This window comes from Mycobacterium sp. IS-2888, from assembly GCF_001954215.1.
GTDB lineage: Bacteria > Actinomycetota > Actinomycetes > Mycobacteriales > Mycobacteriaceae > Mycobacterium.
Genome location: NZ_MBET01000073.1, coordinates 25,252 through 44,769 on the forward strand (window position 1 = coordinate 25,252; position 19,518 = coordinate 44,769).

Here is a 19,518-nt window from a genome sequence, read left to right on the forward strand (position 1 = left end):
AGCCGGCTTGACGCCGCATCGAACGAGTGTTCGAATAGGTGGATGCGGTGGGCTACCCAGGCCGTCGCGGTCAACGGGCAACCCGTCGACGACGGGGCGCTGCCCGGGTTGCAGCGGATCGGCTTCGTCCGAAGCGTGCGCGCGCCGCAATTCGACGGGATCACCTTTCACGAGGTGCTGTGCAAGTCCGCACTGAACAAGGTGCCGGATGCCTCGGCGCTGCCGTTCCGCTACACCGTCAACGGCTATCGCGGCTGCTCGCATGCCTGCCGCTACTGCTTCGCGCGCCCCACCCATGAATATCTGGAATTCGACTGCGGCACCGACTTCGACACCCAGGTGGTGGTCAAGACCAACGTCGCCGACGTGCTGCGCCGCGAGCTGCGCCGCCCGTCGTGGCGGCGCGAGGCCGTCGCGCTGGGCACCAACACCGATCCCTACCAGCGCGCCGAGGGCCGCTATGCGCTGATGCCGGGCATCATCGGCGCCCTCGCCGACTCCGGCACGCCGCTGTCGATCCTGACCAAGGGCACGCTGTTGCGCCGCGACCTGCCGCTGATCGCCGATGCGGCCCAACACGTTGGGGTGTCGGTCGCGGTGTCGCTGGCGGTGGCCGAGCCCGAGCTGCACCGCGACGTCGAGCCCGGCACCCCGACGCCGCAGGCGCGTCTGGGCCTCATCACCGCGATCCGCGACGCCGGCCTGGACTGCCACGTGATGGTCGCGCCGGTGCTGCCGCATCTCACCGATTCCGTCGAGCACCTCGACGGTCTGCTTGGCCAGATCGCGGCCGCGGGGGCCACCGGCGTCACGGTCTTCGGCCTGCACCTGCGCGGCTCGACCCGCGGCTGGTTCATGTCGTGGCTGGCCCGCTCGCATCCCGAGCTGGTCGGCCGCTATCGCGACCTCTACCGCCGCGGCGCCTACCTCCCGACCAGCTACCGCGACATGTTGCGCGACCGGGCCGCGCCGCTGATCGCGAAGCATCGGCTCGGTGGCCACCATCGCCCCGTCCCACGGGCTGCCGCGGTGGCGGCGCCGGAACCCGTTCAGCAGACGCTGTTTTAGGCCGGCTTGTCGCCACGCGGCTTGGTGAGCGTGAACTGGTCGACGACGGTGACCGCGCCGAACAACCCGCGCAGCGCGTAATACGTCGCCTTGATCGAGGTGTTGCCGCCGGGTTGCCCCGGATCGACGTCGAAAGCCACGAAGCCGTAAGGGTTGTCGCGATCGCGAAACGCCGACCACGGCGCATCTTCGATCGCATAGATCGGTGGCTTGCGCCCGATCGCCGGATCGAACGCGCCGACACCCGTCAACACGCGGCACAGCGGCTGGGCGAAGAACAGGCCATTGGACGGCGCGGAGGTGCCGCCCCCACCGATGACGATGTGCACCGTGCCCCGGGTCGCGTCGATGAGATCGGAACGGGTGTCGACGGGCCTCGGGGTCCGGGTATCGGTGCCCAGCGTCCCGCGCAGCGGATGTGACCGTTCGTAGTGATGTTCGTGGCCGCACAGCACCAGATCGACCTGGTACTGATCGAACAACGGCAGCCATTCCTCGCGGATGCCGAGGTCGGCGCCGTTGCGGCGGTCGGCGGTGGAGATCGCCGTCTGATGCATGCAGACAACCACCCAGTCGACATCGGGGTCGCGCCGCGCCGCGGCGAGTTCGCCTGCAAGCCAGCGCTTTTGCTCGCCGCCGGAGTAGCCGTGCACATAGAAGTTGCCGCCGTCCTGAAAGGCCACGTCGTCGTTGTTGAGGCTGATCACCCGCACCGAGCCGGCGGTGAAGGAGTACCACATGCCGCGCATCTCCGGGCCGGATCCCGAATCGGGTACCTGGAAGTACGTTTGATACGCGCCGTAACCGATTGGGCCGTTGCCCAATTCGTTCTCGTGATTGCCCGCCGCCGGCATCCACGGCCGATAGCGCGCCGAGCGGGTGTTGTTCTCGAACCAGTTCGACCAGGTGCGAATTCGGTCCTGTGCCAGGTTGGCGTAGCACAGGTCGCCGTTGACCAGGTTGAACAGCGGGCCGAGCCGTTCGATCGCCAGCGTGGTGTCACCGGCCGCGGGTGAACCGATGTTGTCGGTGCCGTAGCCGCCGTTGGGCAGCTTGTCCAGTGTCGGTGTGGACTGATCGCCGAAGCTGGTGAAGCGCAGCGGTTTTCGCCCCACCGGCGCGGTGCGCACCGTTCCGGGTTCCGGCTCGGCGCCGTCGTGCAGCGCGGCGTAGACGTAGTCGGTATCCGGGGTAAGGTTCGTCAGGCGGGCGTGGTTGACGCGAACTTCGGTGTTGGACTTGGCGTCCCGGTACGTGCGAGTCTCGGCCGCCACGGTGCGGCCGAATCCGGACGCCGGGGTGCCCAGCATGACTCGTGGATTGCCAACGGCGTCGGTGCTGTGCCACGACACCACCACCTCGGTGGCGGCATTCCTGCCGAATTGCAGGTGCAGCCCGGCCACCGGCGGCGCCGCGCCGCGATCCGGCTGGTGCCACAGCGCCGGGCCCCGGGGATGCGCGTGGCCCGACCACAGCAGCGCGGCCCCGCCGACCCCGACGCCGCCCAGCACCGCGGAGGCCGCGGTCAAGGTGAGCAGCCGGCGGCGGCTGATCCCGCCGGCCCGCTCCGGGTCGTCGCTCATGCTTGCTTCATACCCGAGCCGGGCGACCTAGTGGCGATGCGGTTCGAGCAATCCGGCTTGGCCTTCGGCCGGCGGGCGCGCCGCGAGCCACTCGCGGGTGGCCGCGTGCGACCGCTCGATCAGCGTTGCCCCGTGCGAGAAGTCGGCTCCCGACGTGGCGACCGGGCACAGCGGCCGGATCACGCGGAGGTCGATGTCCCGTTCGAAGCGCTCGACGTCGACGGCCAGGCGGTGGTTGACGGCGAGGGTCATGGCGTGCAACGCCATGTTCACGGCCGTCTTGGGTGCCGCGGGCAGGTCGCACGAGTAGCCGGTCGGCAGCACCCAGATCCGGTCGGCGCCGAGCTTGACGGCGTGCGAGATCGGGGTGTTGTTCACCACGCCGCCGTCCATCAGGTGGCGGCCGTCGATGCGCACCGGCGGGAAGACGCCCGGGATCGCGGCGCTGGCGGCGATCGCGTCGACGGCGTCGCCCGACGACAGCCGCACATCGGTGCCGGAGATGACGTCGGTGGCCACCACATGCAGCGGGACGGGCGCGTCCTCGAGGCGTTCGAACTCCAATTTCTCGGCGAGCAGGCGCCGCAATCCGGTGTTGGGTACCAGGTGCGACCGGCGACCAAGCATGCCCAGCGCCCCGGCAAGCGGATGGGTGGGGAAGATGTCGCGTCGCGACAGCGACACCCACAGGTCGGCGAGGCCGCGAATCCCGGCGGCGTCGGGCCGCGACGCGATCCACCCGCCGTTGACCGCGCCGACGGACGTGCCGACGATCAGGTCGGGCGATTCCCCTTCGTCGGCCAGGGCGAGCAGCATCCCGACATGGATCGCTCCGAGGCTGGCGCCGCCGGACAACACGAATGCGGTGGGCACAGCTGCATCGTAGGGACTTTCGGGTCAAATTCCCGGGGTAACGGATCCGGTAGCGTTTTCGATATGACCAACGTGCGAAATGTGACCAGCGTGGTCGCCGCGGCAACGTTTGCGGCAGCTGCAGCAGTGGCTGTCACGCCCGCGACCTCCTATGCGGATCCGGCCGGCCATCAGGTGACGTACACCGTGTCGAGCCCCAACAATCTGACCGCCACCGTCAACTACGTGAACGCCGATCCGCCCAGCCAGGCCGCCTACGATGCGGACCCGTCGAAGTTCATGACCAGCGTGCAGGCTCCGCTCAGCGGTGGAACGCCGGTCACCTACACCGTCACCATGGCGAACCCGACGCAGTGGGCGAGCATCAGCGCCAGCGGCATGCTGCATTGGCCGGATTCGGGCAACGGTCCGGCCTCATTCCACTGCGAGATCGCTGTGGACGGCCAGGTGGTCGCGCAGCAGGACGCGACCACCACCGTCACCTGCGCGGCCCGGCCGCCCGGGTAAGCGCCGAACTCAAGGGCCTGCTTGCCGCCTAGCCGAGGTTCGTGGCGGCGAAGGTGTCGCACTGGTGCGGGTCACCGGTCTGATACCCGATGGTGAACCACTTCTGCCGTTGCGCGGCGGACCCGTGCGTCCACGACTCCGGGTTGACGCGCCCGGTCGTCTCCCGCTGGATGCGGTCATCGCCCACCGACGCCGCGGCCGACAGCGCGTCGGCAATGTCCTTGTCGCTCAACGGCTGCAGGTACGGCACGCCGGTGCTTTCCTGCTTGACCGTCGACGCGTAGTGCGCCCAGATGCCGGCGTAGCAGTCCGCCTGTAACTCGGTGCGCACGCCGTTGCCGCCGGCGCCCTGCGCGCCCTGCTGCGAACGGCCCAGGACGCCCTGCAGCTGCTGCACGTGATGGCCGTATTCGTGGGCGACCACGTACTCCTGCGCGAATGGTCCACCGCTGGAACCGAATTTGTCGACCAGCTCCTGGAAGAAGTCGGTGTCGAAGTACGCGGTCTGATCCACCGGGCAATAGAACGGCCCGACCGCGGTGGTGGCCGCGCCGCAGCCGGTCTCCACCTGGCCGGTGAAGAGCCGTACGCGCGGGCGGGTGTAGCCCGGCATCAGCTGATGCCAGACCGCGTCCACCGAATTGCCGGTGGCGATCACGCGGCACTGCACGTACTTGTTGGCGTCGGCGCCGGTCTTGCACTGGCCCAGGTCAAACCCGGGCGCCGAGTAGCCGCCCGTGTTCATCTGCTGGGAGTTCATCACGCGGCCGGGGTCGACGCCGAAGAACAACGCCGCGAGCAGGATCAGGAGCCCGACGCCGCCGCCCCCGACGGCCATGCCCATGCCGCCCATACCGCCGGACGACTCCGCGGTGCTGGTGTCGATCTGCATACCCTCGTTGAAGGTCATCGCACCCTCCTAATGCTGCTGGGCCGCGCGCGCATCGGTATAGCTACGCAGATTACGCAGAAACCGGCGCAGGCCCAGGTTCAGCAGGGGCCCGGCGAACAACATCGCCAGCCGCGCCGGGCCGGCCGGCTGCTGCGCCATGGTCCAGGTCAGCCGGCAGCCACCGGGAATGACTTCCACGACGTAGTCTTCGGCGAACGCGGCCACCGAGCGCGTCGAGCACTCGTTGAACCGAAATGCCATGCGGCGAAACGGTTCCCACGCAATGAACTCCTCGTCGCCGACGATGCCGCCGCGCATCTCGACGATGCGGGTGGTGCCCACGCCGCGCGGCTCGGGACTGGTCCAGGTCACCTTGGTGATCACCGGGGCCCAGCGCGGCCAGGATTCGGCGTCGGCGAGCACCTCGAACAGCTGCTCGGGTGTGATGGCGAGCTCGACACTGTTGCGGAATCGGAATGGCGCGTTCTCGATGAAGCCGAGGTCGACGCGCTCGCAGGCGTACATGGCCTCTAACCTAGCCCGGACCGTCGCTGGCGGCGGCCAGCAGCGGCACCAGGATGTCGCTGATCGGCGTCGCCAGGTTGTGGGCGCGGGCCTTGCGGATGATCACCCCGTTGCGGATCTGCCACTCCAGCCGCCGGCCGTTTTCCGCGTCGGCCAGCATCGAGGTGCTCATGTCTTCGGGAACGTGACGGAACATGTCGACCAACTCGTCGACCACGCCGTCCGGCAGCCGGGCCCCTTCGGCCCGCGCGACGGCCAGGCATTCGGCGACATAGCGCCGCGACAACGCGGCGACGTCGTCGCGGCGGAACATGCCGGATCGCCGCCGTGAGAGCACCATGAACCCCGCCAGCGCGTTGGTCAGCAGCTTGCGCCAGGCCCCCGTGAGGAAGTCCGGATCGCACTCGACGTGGCAGCCGGCGCCGCGCAGCAGCTCGGCGACGCTCTCCGCCGCGGGTCCGGAGGGCAGCACCAACCGGGCTTCGGTGCGTAATCGCACCCAGCCGCCGGCCTGAGTCTCGGCCGAATACCACACGATGCCCGGGATCACGGGGGAGGACGGGCAGTGCGGCTTGACCTGTTCGACCTGCTCGACACCGTTTTGCAGCACGGCGACGATGGTGTGCTCGTCGCACAACCGGGCCAGCCAGCCGGCCGCCTCGTCGTTCTGGGTGGCCTTGACCGCCAGCACCACCAGGTCGACCGTGCCCGTGATCTCCGCGGGATCGGTGAGCACCGGGCCGGGCACCACGATCGGCTCTTCGCCGTCGGGCCGCAGCTCGATGCTGTCGCGGGGAGTGTGGCCGCAGACCAGGACCGAATGCCCGGCCTTGTAGAGCAGCCCGGCGACCGTCGTGCCGACGGCGCCGGGACCGACGAGGGCGATGGTGGTGGCGATAGGACCGAAAATACCTGCTCTAGACTGGTCACTCGTCCAAAGCCTGCTGAAAGGGAGTGTTTGTGCTGCGCAGCCACGCCGCTGGTTCGCTACGGGCTAGCGACGCCGGACAGCAGGTGACGTTGGCCGGCTGGGTGGCGCGCCGCCGCGACCACGGCGGTGTCATCTTCATCGATCTGCGCGACGCCTCCGGCGTGGCACAGGTCGTCTTCCGCGCCCCCGACGTGCTGGCCCAGGCGCACCGGCTGCGCGCCGAGTTCTGCATCGCGGTCGACGGCGTCGTGGAGATCCGCCCGGAAGGCAACGCCAACACCGAGATCGCCACCGGCGAGATCGAGGTCAACGTCACCTCGCTGACCGTGCTCGGCGAAAGTGCCCCGTTGCCGTTCCAGCTCGACGAGCCCGCCGGCGAGGAGCTGCGGTTGAAGTACCGCTACCTCGACCTGCGCCGCGACGGCCCGGCCGGGGCAATTCGGTTGCGCTCCAAGGTGAATGCCGCCGCCCGCGCGGTGCTGGATCGCCACGACTTCGTCGAGATCGAGACCCCGACCATCACCCGCTCGACGCCGGAGGGCGCGCGCGACTTCCTGGTGCCGGCCCGCCTGCACCCGGGTTCGTTCTACGCCCTGCCCCAAAGCCCGCAGCTGTTCAAGCAGCTGCTGATGGTCGCCGGGATGGAGCGCTACTACCAGATCGCCCGCTGCTACCGCGACGAGGATTTCCGCGCCGACCGCCAGCCAGAGTTCACCCAGCTCGATATGGAGATGAGCTTCGTCGACGCCGAAGACGTGATCGCGATCTCCGAGGAGATCCTGGCCGCGCTGTGGGAGCTGATCGGCTACCGGCTGCCGACCCCGATCCCGCGGATCAGCTACGCCGACGCCATGCGACGGTTCGGCTCCGACAAACCCGACATGCGGTTCGGGCTGGAGCTCGTCGAGTGCACAGAGTTCTTCAAAGACACCACATTTCGGGTCTTCCAGGCGCCGTATGTCGGCGCGGTGGTGATGCCCGGCGGGGCCTCGCAGCCGCGCCGCACGCTGGACGGCTGGCAGGAGTGGGCCAAACAGCGCGGCCACCGCGGACTGGCCTACGTGCTGGTCGGAGACGACGGCACGCTGGGCGGCCCGGTGGCCAAGAACCTCAGCGAGCGCGAACGCGACGGCCTGGCCGCGCATGTCGGCGCCAAGCCGGGGGACTGCGTCTTCTTCTCGGCGGGCCCGGCGAAGTCGTCGCGGGCGCTGTTGGGCGCCGCCCGCGGCGAGATCGCGCGCCGGCTCGACATGATCGAGGAGAACGCGTGGGCGTTCGTCTGGGTGGTCGACCCGCCGCTGTTCGAGCCCGCCGAAGAGGCGACCGCCGCCGGCGACGTGGCGGTCGGCTCCGGAGCGTGGACCGCGGTGCACCACGCGTTCACCTCGCCCAAGCCCGAGCACGAGGACGCGGTCGACAAGGACCCCGGCGGTGTGCTGGCCGACGCGTACGACATCGTCTGCAACGGCAACGAGATCGGCGGTGGCTCGATCCGTATCCACCGCCGCGACGTCCAGGAACGCGTGTTCGCGGTGATGGGCCTCGACAAGGCCGAGGCGGAGGAGAAGTTCGGATTCCTGTTGGAGGCGTTCATGTTTGGCGCGCCGCCGCACGGCGGCATCGCCTTCGGCTGGGACCGGATCAACGCGCTGCTGTCCGGCGTCGACTCCATCCGCGAGGTGATCGCGTTCCCGAAGACCGGCGGCGGCGTCGACCCGCTGACCGACGCGCCGGCGCCGATCACGGCCCAGCAGCGCAAGGAGTCCGGAATAGACGCCAAGCCGGAACCCAGCTGACCCCGGGCGCGTAACGCCCGGGGCGAGCTTCAGTGTGGTTGCCCCGCTTACACTTTCCGGGTCTGTACCGGCGCGTGATTCGGCGGTGCCACCGGCGGGTGGGGGTGCGTGCGTGCCGGCGCATCGGTGACGACCGTTTTGCCGTTGGTGCAGGTGACGAGCTTGCCGCCGACGATGACGCCCTGGCCCTCGTCGATCGGGATGTCGTAGCCGTCCGGGTCGGTGTAGTGGCATCCGCCGCTCGGGCCGGTGGGCCCGTTGGGCTCGGCATACGCGGTGGCGGGGGCCAACGCGACAATGGCCAGCGCGCCGAAGAGCGTCGCGGCGTACCGAAAGCGACTGTGTTTGCGGCTGGTTGAGGTGTTCTTCATGGTGATCTCCCTTAGGTTGTCGCCGCCCGTTTTTGGGCTGCGTTCATCGACTAGGGGCAACCAGGAGCACAAAAATGGACACTTTCTGTCCGGAATAGACGCCGAACCCGAAAAGGTTGACCAGGCATGACCCAAGGGATCCCTGATACCGACACGATCAACGCATTCAACAACGGCATCGTCGACGAGTTCCGCGCCAACGGCGGCAAGGTCGGCGGCCAATTCGCCGGTGCCAACCTGTTGCTGCTCACCACGACGGGCGCCAAGTCCGGCAAGAAGCGGACTTCACCGCTGGCGTACTTCCGCATCGACGGCAAGCTGATCATCATCGGCTCCTTCGCCGGCGCCCCGGTCAGTCCAGCGTGGGTGCACAACCTGCGCGCCAACCCGGCGGCCCATGTCGAGATCGGCACCGACACGTTCGACGTGACGGCCCGCGAGCTGCCGACCGCGGAGCGCGACGAGCTCTTCGAAAAGGTCGCGGCCGCGGCGCCGGGCTTCGCGGAGTATCAGTCCAAGACCACCCGGGTGATCCCGCTCTTCGAATTGCAAACGACCTAGCCCCGCCGAGCGACCCCGCGCGCGGTGGGGTAAGTAAGCGTGATGAGCGCTTCGCTGTTGACGCGGCCGTCGGGGGCCAAATCCGCCGTCGTCGCGGGTTTCAAACGGGTCCGTGACCTGTGGTTCACGCTCCTGCAGACGTCGGTGGCCGCGGGCCTGGCCTGGTATCTCGCCCACGATGTGCTCGCGCATCCCCAGCCCTTCTTCGCGCCGATCGCCGCGGCCGTGTCGTTGTCGATCAGCAACGTGCTGCGCGCCCAACGCGCCATCCAGATGATGATCGGCGTCACGCTGGGAATCGGGGTGGGCACCGCCGTGCAGGGCCTTCTGGGGCCCGGGGCGGTCCCCATCGCGGTCGCCGCGCTGATCGCGCTCCTGGTCGCGGTGTTCATAGGTCAGGGCTACATCGGCCAGGGCATGATGTTCGCCAACCAGACCGTCGTGTCGTCGATCCTGGTGCTGGCGTTGTACCGCGGCGGGGTTGGTTTCGAGCGCATCTTCGACGCGCTGATCGGCGGCTGCCTGGCCATCGTCTTCGCCGTCGTCCTGTTCCCCGCCGACCCGCTGGAGGTGCTGCGCAGCGCGCGCATCGGAGTGCTCGGCACCCTGCGCGCGGTGCTGGCCCGCACCGCGGACATCGCGTCGGGCCGCAGGGTGCCGGCGCCCGACTGGCCGCTGTCGGCCGTCGACAGGGTGCACGGGCAGCTGGGTGGCCTCATCGGCGCGCGCACCACCGCCCGCCACGTGGTGCGGATCGCCCCGCGGCGATGGGGGATGCGCGGAGCCGTGCAGGCCGCCGAGCACCAGGCCGTGCACGTGGCCCTGCTCGCCGGTTCCGTGCTGCAGCTGGCGCGGGCCGTCGCGCCCCCCGACGACGCCGGCTGCGATCTTGCGCCCCCGGTGCCGGACGTGCTGGTCGACCTCGCGGCGGCCACGGCGCTCGCCGATTCCGATCCCGCGGGAGCATGCGCCTACGTGGCCCCCCCGCGCCGCCATGCGTCGACGCTGCACGCCGGCGCCCGCGAGCGAACCGACGTGGTGCTCGCCGACGTCGTCCAGGCCTGCGTGGACGACGTGCAACGGGTCATCGACCTGCGGGCGCTATGACCCGGGCTCAGAAGGAGCCGGTCAGGAACTCCTCGACAAGTTTCTTGGGCGCCTGGGTCAGCCAGGCCTCGGTGATCAGCTCCTCGAGGCCGCGGGCCTCGATCTCGGCCAGTCTGACCAGCACCGCCGGATACCCGTCGAAGTGCGGGGTGGTGAAGTAGATGGCCGGCTCGTCGGCGATCAACGCGAACTTGACGCCCTCGTCGGACACCCGGACGCCGAGAATGTCGCCCTCGGGTGGCTCCACGCCGCTTGCCGCCAGCGCCTCGCGGTCCGAGGGGCGCAGCGGACGCTCCCACGCCAGCAATTTCTTGCCGACCCGCCAGTCGTGCGGTGACTGCTCGGAGGTCAGCGGTAGCTCGCCAACGATGCGGGCGACGTCGTCCCACGTGGCCACACCACGATTGTGCGCCGGATATGGTGCGGATGGTGCCGTATTGGCAATCGATTGCTAGGAGGTGGCGGGTTGTCTTCGGAAGCGTCTCAGGTGCAGGCCGCGGTCACCCGCCGCCATCGCGTCACCCATCGCACCGAGTACCGCTACTCCGACACCGTGACCAGCTCCTACGGCCGCGGTTTTCTCACCCCGCGGGATTCACTGCGGCAGCGCTGCATCGCGCACCGGCTGGATATCGAGCCGGCCCCCGCCGACATCTCCACCAGCCTCGATGCCTACGGCAACATCAGCTCCTTTTTCCACGTCACCGAGCCGCATCGCACCCTCACGATCACCAGCGACTCCATCGTCGACGTGTATCCGCTGGCCGCCGAGACCTACACCAGCGGGCCGGCCGTGGCGCCCTGGGAGGAAGCCCGGCCGGCCGGACCCCGCGGGGCGCTGGCGACCGAGTTCACTCTGGACCTCGACCCGCCCGAGATCACCGACGCCGTGCGCGAATACGCGGCCCCCAGCTTCGCGCCCGGGCGCCCGCTGGTCGAGGTGTTGCGCGACCTCGCGTCCCGGATCTTCACCGACTTCACCTACCGATCGGGCTCTACGACGATTTCCACCGGGGTCGACGAGGTTCTGGCGGCCCGGGAGGGGGTATGCCAAGACTTCGCGAGGCTGGCGATCGCCTGTCTGCGAGCCAATGGTCTGGCGGCGTGCTACGTGTCCGGTTATCTGGCCACCGACCCGCCGCCGGGAAAGGACCGAATGATCGGTATCGACGCCACCCATGCCTGGGCCTCGGTATGGACGCCGCGGCAGCCCGGCCAGTACGAGTGGCTGGGCCTCGATCCCACCAACGACCAGATGGTCGACCAGCGCTACATCGTCGTCGGGCGCGGCCGCGACTACGCGGACGTGCCGCCGCTGCGGGGCATCATCTACACGGATGCGGAGAACAGCGTGATCGACGTCGCCGTGGACGTGGTGCCGTTCGAGGGTGATGTGCTGGATGCGTGACTTCCACTGCCCCAACTGCGGCCAGCGTCTGACGTTCGAGAACTCCACCTGCCTGGCGTGTGGCAGCGCGCTGGGGTTTTCGCTCGAGAACATGGCCCTGCTGGTGATCACCACCGGTGAGGAAGGCGACAAGCCCGGCTTCGTCTGCGCCAGCGAGTACGAACTGTGCGCCAATCGCCATCTCGCCGAATGCAATTGGTTGGTTTCCGTGAACGACCCCGGCGGACTGTGCGCATCGTGCGCGCTGACGCTGGAACGGCCCAACGACAACGACGCCGACGGGCTGGCCGCGTTCGCCCGGGCCGAGGCGGCCAAGCGGCGGCTGGTCGCCGAGCTGTCCGAGTTGAAGTTGCCGATCGTCGGGCGCGACCGGGATCCCGACTACGGCTTGGGCTTTCGCCTGCTGTCCAGCGCGCACGAAAAGGTGATGACCGGCCACGACAACGGCGTCATCACGCTGGATTTGGCCGAGGGCGACGACGTCCATCGCGAACAGCTGCGGGTCGAGATGGAAGAGCCGTACCGGACCCTGCTCGGCCACTTCCGGCACGAGGTCGGGCATTACTACTTCTACCGGCTGATCACCCCGTCCAGCGATTACGTGACGCGGTTCAACGAGCTGTTCGGCGACCCGGACGCCGACTATCAGGAGGCGCTGGATCGGCATTACAGCGAGGGCGCGCCGCAGGGTTGGCAGGAGAGCTTCGTGTCGTCGTATGCGACCATGCACCCCGCCGAGGATTGGGCCGAGACCTTCGCCCACTACCTGCACATCCGCGACACGCTGGACACCTGCGCGTGGTGCGGCCTGGCGCCGGCATCGGCGACGTTCGACCGGCCGGCCTTGGGCCCCAGCGCATTTCCCAACATCATCGAGATGTGGCTGCCGTTGTCGTGGTCGCTGAACATGGTGAACCGTTCGATGGGCCACGACGACCTGTATCCCTTCGTGCTGCCCGCGGCCGTCCTGGAGAAGATGCGGTTCATCCACACGGTCATCGACCAGGTGACCTCGGATTCGAAGGGGCCCACGGCCGTCAGCGCTTAGCTGCCGGCTAGGCGGGCATCACGCGGCGTTCGTCGCCGCCCCACAGCGGCCGCATGGCGACCGGCAGTGCCAGCTGTGTTTCGGTGATCGCCTCGGCCAGATCGCGCAACTCGGCTTGGATGGCAGCGAGCAGATCCGCCAGCTGCGCGCGGCGGCCGTCGGTGACCTCGTCCAGCTCGTCGGGATGCGACCGGCGCAGCCGCGTCCCGATCTCGTCGACCAGCCGCTCCGGTCGCGACGATCCCGACGAGCCGGGCAAGTCCTTGAGGTCGGCCCGCAGCCGCTCCACCTGATACAGCAGCGATCGCGGGTTTTGCGCGTCGAACAGCATCAGCTCGGTCATCGCGGCGACACTGACCTTGCCGACCGTGCGGCGCCGGTAGATCACCGACGACTCGCACGCCACCAGCGTGGCCTCGATGACGGCCTGCTCGGCGGCGGCGCCGCGCACGGTGGTCATCGTGGCACCCAGCAACGCGGTCAGCCAGAGGCCCCGTTCGATGCGTTTGCCGATGTCCATCATCGTCCAACCCACGTCGCGCACCATCGACTCGCCGGCGATCCCCGCCAGCGTCAGCATCCCGGCCAGCGTCTGCGAATGCGCCGAGGCGAGCAGGCCGTCGGCCCGGGCGAGCGACTGCGGCGGATCGGCCCGGTGGGCCAGCGCGCGCTCCACGCCGGCCAGCACCATCCACGTGTCGTTGGACAGCTGGTCGCGCACCGCCCTGGCGGCCAGCGCGAGCCCCTCCACCGACTGGACCAGCGACCCCGGCCGGTCAGGGTCCACCGTCAAGGACCACAGCGTCGAGGGGGCGATGGCGATCACCTCCGCGTGGTCGTGGTCGGCCCCGGTGTCGGTCCCGGTGATGCGGCCCAGCGCGGCCATCAGCACTGGGACACACAGGCTTTCCTCGGTGTCCTGCTGGAGCCGGTAGACGTGGAAGCGGTCGCGGGCGACGATCAGCAACCGGGCCATGTTCTCCGCCCGCTCGCCGTAGCGTCCCATCCAGAACAGGTCGGACAGCACACGCGGCGAGCTGACCGCCCAGGTACCGGCGGCGGTCTTCACCGGTGGCTCGACCAAGGGCAGCGTGATGGCCTCGGCGCGGGCCCGCTCGGTTGGGCGCACCCAGACATCTTTTGCCGCAACGGTTTTCAGCGTGTACGCGGCGGGCCCGGGTGCCAGTACATAGCCGACGCCGCCGACCATCGGCGCGTAGCCGCTGCGCTGGGCGACGGTGAACAACCGCATGCCGATACCGGCCGACGACAACTCGCCGGAATGATCGGTCGGCGCCGACGAGAACTGCGGCAGCTCCTGGCCGACCCAGTGCCAGGGCATGTCCTCGATCCTGGCCGCCAACTCGGTGAGCTGGGTCGACGAAAGTGTCGGCCCGACAAGGGTTTTCCCGCCGACCGTGGACTTGATCAGCAGCGACGAGAGATTGGCCAGCAGGTGCGAGCGTTCGCTCGCGATGCCGCCCCAGTACAGCGGTGCGGTCCCCAGCAGCGGGGGTTCGCCGAGCAGCCGCTCGGCCAGGTCAGGCAGAAAGCGCAGTAGCCCAGGGCTTTCCAGGATGCCGCTGCCCAGGGTGTTGACCACGGTCACCGTGCCGCGGTGCTGGGCCTCCACCAAACCGACGACGCCCAGCCGCGAGTCCGCGCGCAGGTCCAGCGGGTCGGCGTAGACGGCGTCGACGCGGCGAAGCACCACGTCGACCTGTTTGAGCGTGCCCAGCGAGCGCATCCACAGCTTGCCGTCGCGCACCACCAAATCGGCGCTTTCCACCAGCGGAAAGCCCAGCAGCGTCGCCAGATACGCCTGATCAAAAGCCGTTTCCGAGTAGATGCCGGGCGACAGCACCACCACCACGGGGTCCTGGGCGACGTCGGGCGCCGCATCGATCAGCGCCAGCCGCAGCGCCTGCGCGAACGGGGTGGTCGGTCGCGGCGCGATCCGCTCGTAGAGGTCGGGAATGGCGTGCGCGATGACGCGCCGGTCGGCCAGCGCGTAGCCGGCGCCCGACGGGGCCTGCGTCCAGTCGGCGTTGACCTGAAAGCTGCCCTCGGCCAGCCGGCTGACATCGCAGGCGTGCATGAAAAGCTGGTGGTGCCCGGGCACTTCGATTCCGGTGGCGCTGCGCACGTAGCCGGGATGGGCGAACACCAGCTCCGGCGGAATCACCTCGTCGGTGAGCAGGCTGCGGGGCCCGTAGAGATCCGCGAGCACGGCATCCAGCAGGCGCGAGCGCTGCACGAGCCCGGCCTCCAGCACCTCCCAGTCGGCCGCGGAGATCACGATGGGCAGCGTGTCCAGGCTCCAGGGTCTGGGCTCCACGCCGTGGCCGTCGCGGCCGGAATCGACCTCGGTGTAGGTAATGCCGTCGTTGTCGATCAGGCTGTGCACCAGCGACCGCAGCTGGTTTAGCCCGGCCCGCCCGCACTCGGCGACGGTATCGGCCAACTCGGCCCAGGCCGGGCGCACGTTGCCGTCGTTGTCGACGAATTCGTCGTAACCGATCCCCGGACCGTGCCGCAGATCGAACAGCGCTTCCTGCGCCCGCGCGGTCTGATACCCGGCCAGCAGCCGGTCGGCGTCGTAGCGGTCCGCAGGAACCGCAAGGGAATCCGGGGATGCCATTACTGCTGAACGGTACGCACGCGCCGCAGGTCAAGGATGCCCGGCGCGCCGATGTCGGTGAATATTCGGGCCTGCTTCTCCCGGATGGCGGACAGGTCGAGCTTGCCCGGGGTGAAGCCGGTGGCCTCGAAGCGGCGGGCGCGCCGCGACTCGGCCTCGACGGCGTTGACGGGCGGCTCGTCGTAGGCGCGGCCACCGGGATGCGCGACGTGGTAGGTGCACCCGCCGCGCGACGTCCCGGTGGCGAGGTCGACCAGCTCGAACTGCAGCGGCACGTCGGTGGTGAGCGTCGGGTGCAGGGCGCTGGGCGGCTGCCACGCCTTGAACCGCACCCCGCCCACGTGGATGCCGGGGTTGTCGGTCGCCAGCAACGGCAGCGGATAACCGTTGCACGTCACCACATAACGGTCGCGGTCGGCGCCGATGATGCGGACCTGAATGCGTTCGACCGACGAGTCGACGTAGCGGGCTGTGCCCGTCGCGGTGGCCTCCTCGCCGAGGGTGTTCCACGGCTCGATGGCCCCGCGCAGCTCGATCTCCACGCCGTCGAAGACGGCGGTGCCGATGCGCGGGAAGCGGAATTCGGTGAACGGGTCGAGCCAACTGGTCTCGAACGCGATGCCGTGCGCGCGCAGGTCGGCGGCGACGTCGGCGATGTCGTGAATCAGGAAGTGCGGCAACAGGTATCGCCCGTGCAGGTTGGCGCCGTGGCGTATCAGCGGGGCGCGCAGCGGCTCGTCCCAGAACCACGCGACCAGCGAGCGCACCAGCAGCGACTGCACCATCGCCATGCGCAGATGCGGCGGCATCTCGAAGCCACGCAGCTCCAGCAGGCCCAGCCGACCGCGCGGACTGTCGGGGCTGTAGAGCTTGTCGATGCAGAACTCGGCGCGGTGGGTGTTGCCGGTGATGTCGGTGAGCAGGTGGCGCAGCGCCCGGTCGGTCACCCACGGCCGCGGCGCGTTGCGCCCGAAAGGTCCGGCCAGCCGGGAGATTTCGGCGAACGCGATCTCGAGTTCGTAGAGCGCCTCGTCGCGGCCCTCGTCCACGCGCGGCGCCTGCGACGTGGTGCCGACGAACCGCCCGGCGAACAGATAGGACAGCGCAGGGTGTCGCTGCCAGTAGGTCAGCAGCGAGACGAGCAGGTCGGGGCGGCGCAGCAGCGGCGAGTCCGCCGGCGTGACGCCGCCCAGCGTGATGTGGTTGCCCCCACCGGTGCCGCCGTGGCTGCCGTCGACGTCGAACGACTCGGTGGACAGCCGGGCGAGCCGGGCCTGCTCGTACAGGGTTTCCAGCTGCCGATGCTGTTCGGCGAAGCTGGCGGTGGGCGCGACGTTGACCTCGATCACGCCCGGGTCGGGCGTGATCGTCGTCGAGGCCAGCCGTGGATCCGGCGGCGGGCCGTAGCCCTCGATCACTACCGGGCAGCGGGCCTGCGCGGCCGCGGCCTCGACCCTCGCGATGAGGTCGACGAAGTGATCCAGTGCCTCGGTCGGCGGCACGAAGATGTACAGCAGCCCGTCGCGGACCTCGCCGACCATCGCCGTCGGCGGCGCGGCGTCGTCGTCCACCACCGTGGCCGTCGACTCCTCCGCGGACTCGCCCGCGGACAGGGGGTCGGCGTCGAACGTCGCGCGCGGCGGTTGCCAGCTGATCGAATCCAGCGGCAGCCGCAGGCCCGCCGGCGAATCGCCCTCCAGCAGCACGATGCGGCCGCGGCGCAGCCGCCAGTCGGCGCTGGCCCAGCCCGAGCCGTCGTCGCGGCGGTGCAGCGGCAGCACGAACGCCGCCGGGGACGTGGTGGATTCGTCCAGGCGCGCCAGCAGCGCGGCCCGGGCGGCGGCGCTGTCGGCTGTGAGGTCTTCGCCTGCTTGCACCGGGTCGCCGTCGGGCAGGCGGACTTTGGCCGCCAGCCACGCCAGTGGATCCTCGTAAGCCGGCCGCACCTGCGACGGCGGCAGCCCCAGTCCCTCGGCGACCCCGGCGAGCAGCTTGTAGGCCGCCTCGTTGTCCGCGGCCGGACCCTTCGGCTCGCCGGCCCAGGGGTCGGCGAGCAGCGTGTCGTCGGTCCACAGCGGTCGGCCGTCGGTGCGCCAGTACAGCGCAATCTGCCAGCGCGGCAACGGTTCTCCCGGATACCATCTGCCCTGCCCGCGCTGGATCAGCCCCGTCGGTGCCCACGCCGCCTTCAGCCGCGCGGCCAGATCGGAGGCCCGCTGGCGCTTGTGCGGGCCGTCGGCGGCCGTCGTCCACTCCTCGTCGGTTTGGTTGTCCACCGACACGAACGTCGGCTCGCCGCCGACGGTCAGCCGGACGTCCGCGGCGGCCAGCCGCTCATCGACGCGGCGGCCCACGTCGCAGATCGTCTGCCACGCCTGATCGATGTAGGGCAGCGTGACGCGCGGGTCTTCGTGCACCCGGGTGACGGTGTTGGAGAACTCCAGCACCGTGGTGCAGATCTCGGTGCCGCCGCTGATGGGTGCCGCGGTCGCGGGATGCGGGGTCGCGGCCAACGGGATGTGGCCCTCGCCGGCGAACAGGCCCGACGTCGGATCCAGCCCGATCCAGCCCGCGCCGGGGATGTAGACCTCGGCCCACGCGTGCAGATCGGTGAAGTCGGCCGCGGGGCCCGACGGTCCGTCGAGCGCCTCGACGTCGGACGCCAGCTGCACCAGATAGCCGGACACGAAGCGGGCGGCCAACCCGAACTGGCGCAGGATCGACACCAGCAGCCACGCCGAGTCGCGGCACGAGCCGATGCCGGTGCGCAGCGTCAAATCCGGTGTCTGCACACCCGGTTCCATGCGCAGGCTGTAGCCGACGTCGGCGTTGATCGCGCGGTTCAGCGCCACCAGGAAGTCGATGGTGCGGGTGCCGTCCGGGACCGAGAAGTTGCGCACCCACGCCTGCACGAGCTCGCCGGGACCGGAGGCCCCACCAGCCTCCGGGTCGCCCTCGTCGACGGGCCGCAGATACGGTTCGAGGTCCTCGGCCAGCGGCTTGGGGTAGGTCAACCCGCCGGGCGGCCACGTCTCGGCCCAATCCTCGATGAAGAAGTCGAACGGGTTGATCACCTTGAGGTCGGCGATCAGCCCGACGGTGATGGTCAGCTGTCGCATGGGATCCGGAAACACAAGCCGGGCAAGGAAGTTGCCCACCACGTCCTGTTGCCAGTTGATGAAGTGCTCGGCCGGCTCGACGCGCAGCGAGTAGGCCTCGATGGGCGTGCGGGAGTGCGGCGCCGGGCGCAATCGCACCACGTGCGGATACACCTGCACCAGGCGATCAAAGGAGTAGCTGGTGCGGTGCTCCAGCGCGACTTTGATACTCATCACCGCTGATTGCACCACAAGGGCCGCAACCACGCAGCGCAGCGTGCTGCGCAGCGAAAACCGACGCGTCGGCTATGCGGGCTGTGATCCCGGCGGCGGGCCCGTCTGGTAACCCGGCTGGGTCGCCGGAACGACCTGACCACCCGACAGCTTGCGGTAGGTGTAGATCTGGATGAGCTGGGCGATCGGGAAGGCGACGATAAGGCCTATCCCGCAAAGCAATTCACCGACCAACACCACCGCGTATTGCACGAGCCACGACAGCAGCGCGCCGCCGATGTTGGACCTGGTGGTCGCGATGCTGGCCTTGATGGAGTCGATCGGCGACAGCGATCGGTCGATGGCGAACGGGATGGCGAACATCGCGAGGAAGCCGAAGATGAGGCCGGGGATGATGCACAGGAGCGACCCGATCATGACGCCGATCGCGAGCAATATCGAGGTGAGCACCACGGCACCGAGGTTGCGCACCTTGAAGAATGTTCCGACGGTCACGGGCTTTCCGTCGGCGATGTCCAGGCAGCCGGACGCCAGCGCCGCGGTCATGTAGATCGCCGTCAAGAAGAGCAGCACGTAACCGATGAACAGGACGACGTACGACGCGGCGCTGTAGGTGACGGCGACGTTGCTGGCGGTGTTGCCGTAGGGGTCGGTGTAGGTGCTGCTCGTGCTCTGGCCGAAGACCACGGGCAGGAGTCCCGCAACCAGACCGAAGATCACCAACGCCACCACGTACACCACCACGGGCACGATGAGCGCTACGGCGTTCTGGGAGAACTTGTTCCACGCCCAGGTCACCGCCTCGCCGACATTGAACTGCGGCGATGCCGGGCCACCCGGGGCCCCACCGTAACCGGGTTGCGGTGGTGGGTAGC

The 19,518-nt window shown here is 69.3% G+C and carries 16 protein-coding genes and 1 pseudogene; 7 read left to right on the plus strand and 10 right to left on the minus strand.

Annotated elements, in window-relative coordinates; all coding sequences use genetic code 11:
• Positions 1-42 precede the first annotated feature (42 nt).
• Entirely contained in the window at positions 43-1,068 is a 1,026-nt protein-coding gene (locus A5745_RS15275; RefSeq protein WP_076117035.1) for an Rv2578c family radical SAM protein, read from the plus strand.
• Here the strand turns inward: A5745_RS15275 and A5745_RS15280 are convergent.
• Together A5745_RS15280 and A5745_RS15285 are read right to left on the minus strand one after the other, a co-directional pair.
• Positions 1,065-2,651 (minus strand): metallophosphoesterase family protein, encoded by a 1,587-nt coding sequence (locus A5745_RS15280; protein ID WP_076117037.1) that lies wholly within the window; start codon positions 2,649-2,651, stop codon positions 1,065-1,067. The two genes, A5745_RS15275 and A5745_RS15280, sit on opposite strands and share 4 nt — an antisense overlap.
• A gap of 27 nt (positions 2,652-2,678) precedes the next feature.
• Positions 2,679-3,524, minus strand: a complete 846-nt coding sequence (locus A5745_RS15285; protein WP_076117039.1) for a patatin-like phospholipase family protein — start codon at positions 3,522-3,524, stop codon at positions 2,679-2,681.
• A 63-nt stretch (positions 3,525-3,587) separates the two neighbouring features.
• Here A5745_RS15285 and A5745_RS15290 point away from each other — a divergent pair, with 63 nt between their 5' ends.
• Positions 3,588-4,031 carry a hypothetical protein gene (locus A5745_RS15290; protein WP_076117041.1) on the plus strand — a complete coding sequence of 148 codons (444 nt, stop codon included), beginning with the start codon at positions 3,588-3,590 and terminating at the stop codon, positions 4,029-4,031.
• Positions 4,032-4,059: 28 nt separating this feature from the next.
• On the opposite strand, the gene A5745_RS15295 is transcribed toward A5745_RS15290, so the two are convergent.
• Genes A5745_RS15295 through A5745_RS15305 form a run of 3 tightly spaced genes read right to left on the minus strand, consistent with a single transcriptional unit; the run spans position 4,060 to position 6,346 of the window.
• Positions 4,060-4,941, minus strand: coding sequence for a neutral zinc metallopeptidase (locus A5745_RS15295; RefSeq protein ID WP_076117043.1), 882 nt, complete (start codon positions 4,939-4,941; stop codon positions 4,060-4,062).
• A gap of 9 nt (positions 4,942-4,950) precedes the next feature.
• Positions 4,951-5,448: an SRPBCC family protein gene (locus A5745_RS15300; protein WP_076117045.1), complete on the minus strand. Its 498-nt coding sequence runs from the start codon at positions 5,446-5,448 to the stop codon at positions 4,951-4,953.
• Positions 5,449-5,458: 10 nt separating this feature from the next.
• A complete protein-coding gene (locus A5745_RS15305; protein ID WP_217695286.1) occupies positions 5,459-6,346 on the minus strand; it encodes an oxidoreductase in 888 nt (295 codons plus the stop codon).
• Between the two features lie 56 nt (positions 6,347-6,402).
• On the opposite strand from A5745_RS15305, the gene aspS reads away from it, so the two are divergent.
• Positions 6,403-8,175, plus strand: coding sequence for an aspartate--tRNA ligase (aspS, locus tag A5745_RS15310; RefSeq protein ID WP_139329634.1), 1,773 nt, complete (start codon positions 6,403-6,405; stop codon positions 8,173-8,175).
• 47 nt (positions 8,176-8,222) lie between these two features.
• Here the strand turns inward: aspS and A5745_RS15315 are convergent, their stop codons facing one another.
• Positions 8,223-8,546: a hypothetical protein gene (locus A5745_RS15315; RefSeq protein WP_076117049.1), complete on the minus strand. Its 324-nt coding sequence runs from the start codon at positions 8,544-8,546 to the stop codon at positions 8,223-8,225.
• A 126-nt stretch (positions 8,547-8,672) separates the two neighbouring features.
• On the opposite strand from A5745_RS15315, the gene A5745_RS15320 reads away from it, so the two are divergent.
• Together A5745_RS15320 and A5745_RS15325 are read left to right on the plus strand one after the other, a co-directional pair.
• A complete protein-coding gene (locus A5745_RS15320) occupies positions 8,673-9,107 on the plus strand; it encodes a nitroreductase family deazaflavin-dependent oxidoreductase (RefSeq protein ID WP_076117051.1) in 435 nt (144 codons plus the stop codon).
• A gap of 42 nt (positions 9,108-9,149) precedes the next feature.
• Positions 9,150-10,214, plus strand: coding sequence for an aromatic acid exporter family protein (locus tag A5745_RS15325; RefSeq protein WP_076117053.1), 1,065 nt, complete (start codon positions 9,150-9,152; stop codon positions 10,212-10,214).
• 7 nt (positions 10,215-10,221) lie between these two features.
• Here A5745_RS15325 and A5745_RS15330 read toward each other — a convergent pair whose 3' ends face one another.
• Complete coding sequence (locus tag A5745_RS15330) at positions 10,222-10,611, minus strand: MmcQ/YjbR family DNA-binding protein (protein WP_076117055.1); 390 nt, start codon at positions 10,609-10,611, stop codon at positions 10,222-10,224.
• A 69-nt stretch (positions 10,612-10,680) separates the two neighbouring features.
• Here A5745_RS15330 and A5745_RS15335 point away from each other — a divergent pair, with 69 nt between their 5' ends.
• Both A5745_RS15335 and A5745_RS15340 read left to right on the plus strand, forming a co-directional pair.
• Positions 10,681-11,622: a transglutaminase family protein gene (locus A5745_RS15335; protein WP_076117056.1), complete on the plus strand. Its 942-nt coding sequence runs from the start codon at positions 10,681-10,683 to the stop codon at positions 11,620-11,622.
• Positions 11,615-12,681: pseudogene (locus A5745_RS15340) on the plus strand (putative zinc-binding metallopeptidase). The gene A5745_RS15335 and the pseudogene A5745_RS15340 overlap by 8 nt, the downstream one beginning before the upstream one ends.
• Here A5745_RS15340 and A5745_RS15345 read toward each other — a convergent pair.
• From A5745_RS15345 to A5745_RS15355, 3 genes are all read right to left on the minus strand, one after another.
• Positions 12,678-15,311, minus strand: a complete 2,634-nt coding sequence (locus tag A5745_RS15345) for a circularly permuted type 2 ATP-grasp protein (RefSeq protein WP_076117058.1) — start codon at positions 15,309-15,311, stop codon at positions 12,678-12,680. The pseudogene A5745_RS15340 and the gene A5745_RS15345 overlap by 4 nt on opposite strands.
• Positions 15,311-18,643, minus strand: a complete 3,333-nt coding sequence (locus A5745_RS15350) for a DUF2126 domain-containing protein (RefSeq protein WP_076117068.1) — start codon at positions 18,641-18,643, stop codon at positions 15,311-15,313. Before A5745_RS15350 ends, A5745_RS15345 begins: the two co-directional genes overlap by 1 nt.
• A 72-nt stretch (positions 18,644-18,715) precedes the next feature.
• The coding region (locus A5745_RS15355; RefSeq protein WP_217695285.1) for a hypothetical protein at positions 18,716-19,518 on the minus strand (803 nt) is incomplete at its 5' end.

What these genes read in the sequence shown, in the direction of transcription:
- A5745_RS15290 (WP_076117041.1), top strand. Translation starts at nt 3,588, where the DNA reads ATGACCAACGTGCGAAATGTGACCAGCGTGGTCGCCGCGGCAACGTTT.
- A5745_RS15315 (WP_076117049.1), bottom strand. Translation starts at nt 8,546, where the DNA reads ATGAAGAACACCTCAACCAGCCGCAAACACAGTCGCTTTCGGTACGCC.
- A5745_RS15300 (WP_076117045.1), bottom strand. Translation starts at nt 5,448, where the DNA reads ATGTACGCCTGCGAGCGCGTCGACCTCGGCTTCATCGAGAACGCGCCA.
- A5745_RS15345 (WP_076117058.1), bottom strand. Translation starts at nt 15,311, where the DNA reads ATGGCATCCCCGGATTCCCTTGCGGTTCCTGCGGACCGCTACGACGCC.
- A5745_RS15280 (WP_076117037.1), bottom strand. Translation starts at nt 2,651, where the DNA reads ATGAGCGACGACCCGGAGCGGGCCGGCGGGATCAGCCGCCGCCGGCTG.
- A5745_RS15275 (WP_076117035.1), top strand. Translation starts at nt 43, where the DNA reads ATGCGGTGGGCTACCCAGGCCGTCGCGGTCAACGGGCAACCCGTCGAC.
- A5745_RS15325 (WP_076117053.1), top strand. Translation starts at nt 9,150, where the DNA reads ATGAGCGCTTCGCTGTTGACGCGGCCGTCGGGGGCCAAATCCGCCGTC.
- A5745_RS15295 (WP_076117043.1), bottom strand. Translation starts at nt 4,941, where the DNA reads ATGACCTTCAACGAGGGTATGCAGATCGACACCAGCACCGCGGAGTCG.
- A5745_RS15350 (WP_076117068.1), bottom strand. Translation starts at nt 18,643, where the DNA reads ATGAGTATCAAAGTCGCGCTGGAGCACCGCACCAGCTACTCCTTTGAT.
- A5745_RS15320 (WP_076117051.1), top strand. Translation starts at nt 8,673, where the DNA reads ATGACCCAAGGGATCCCTGATACCGACACGATCAACGCATTCAACAAC.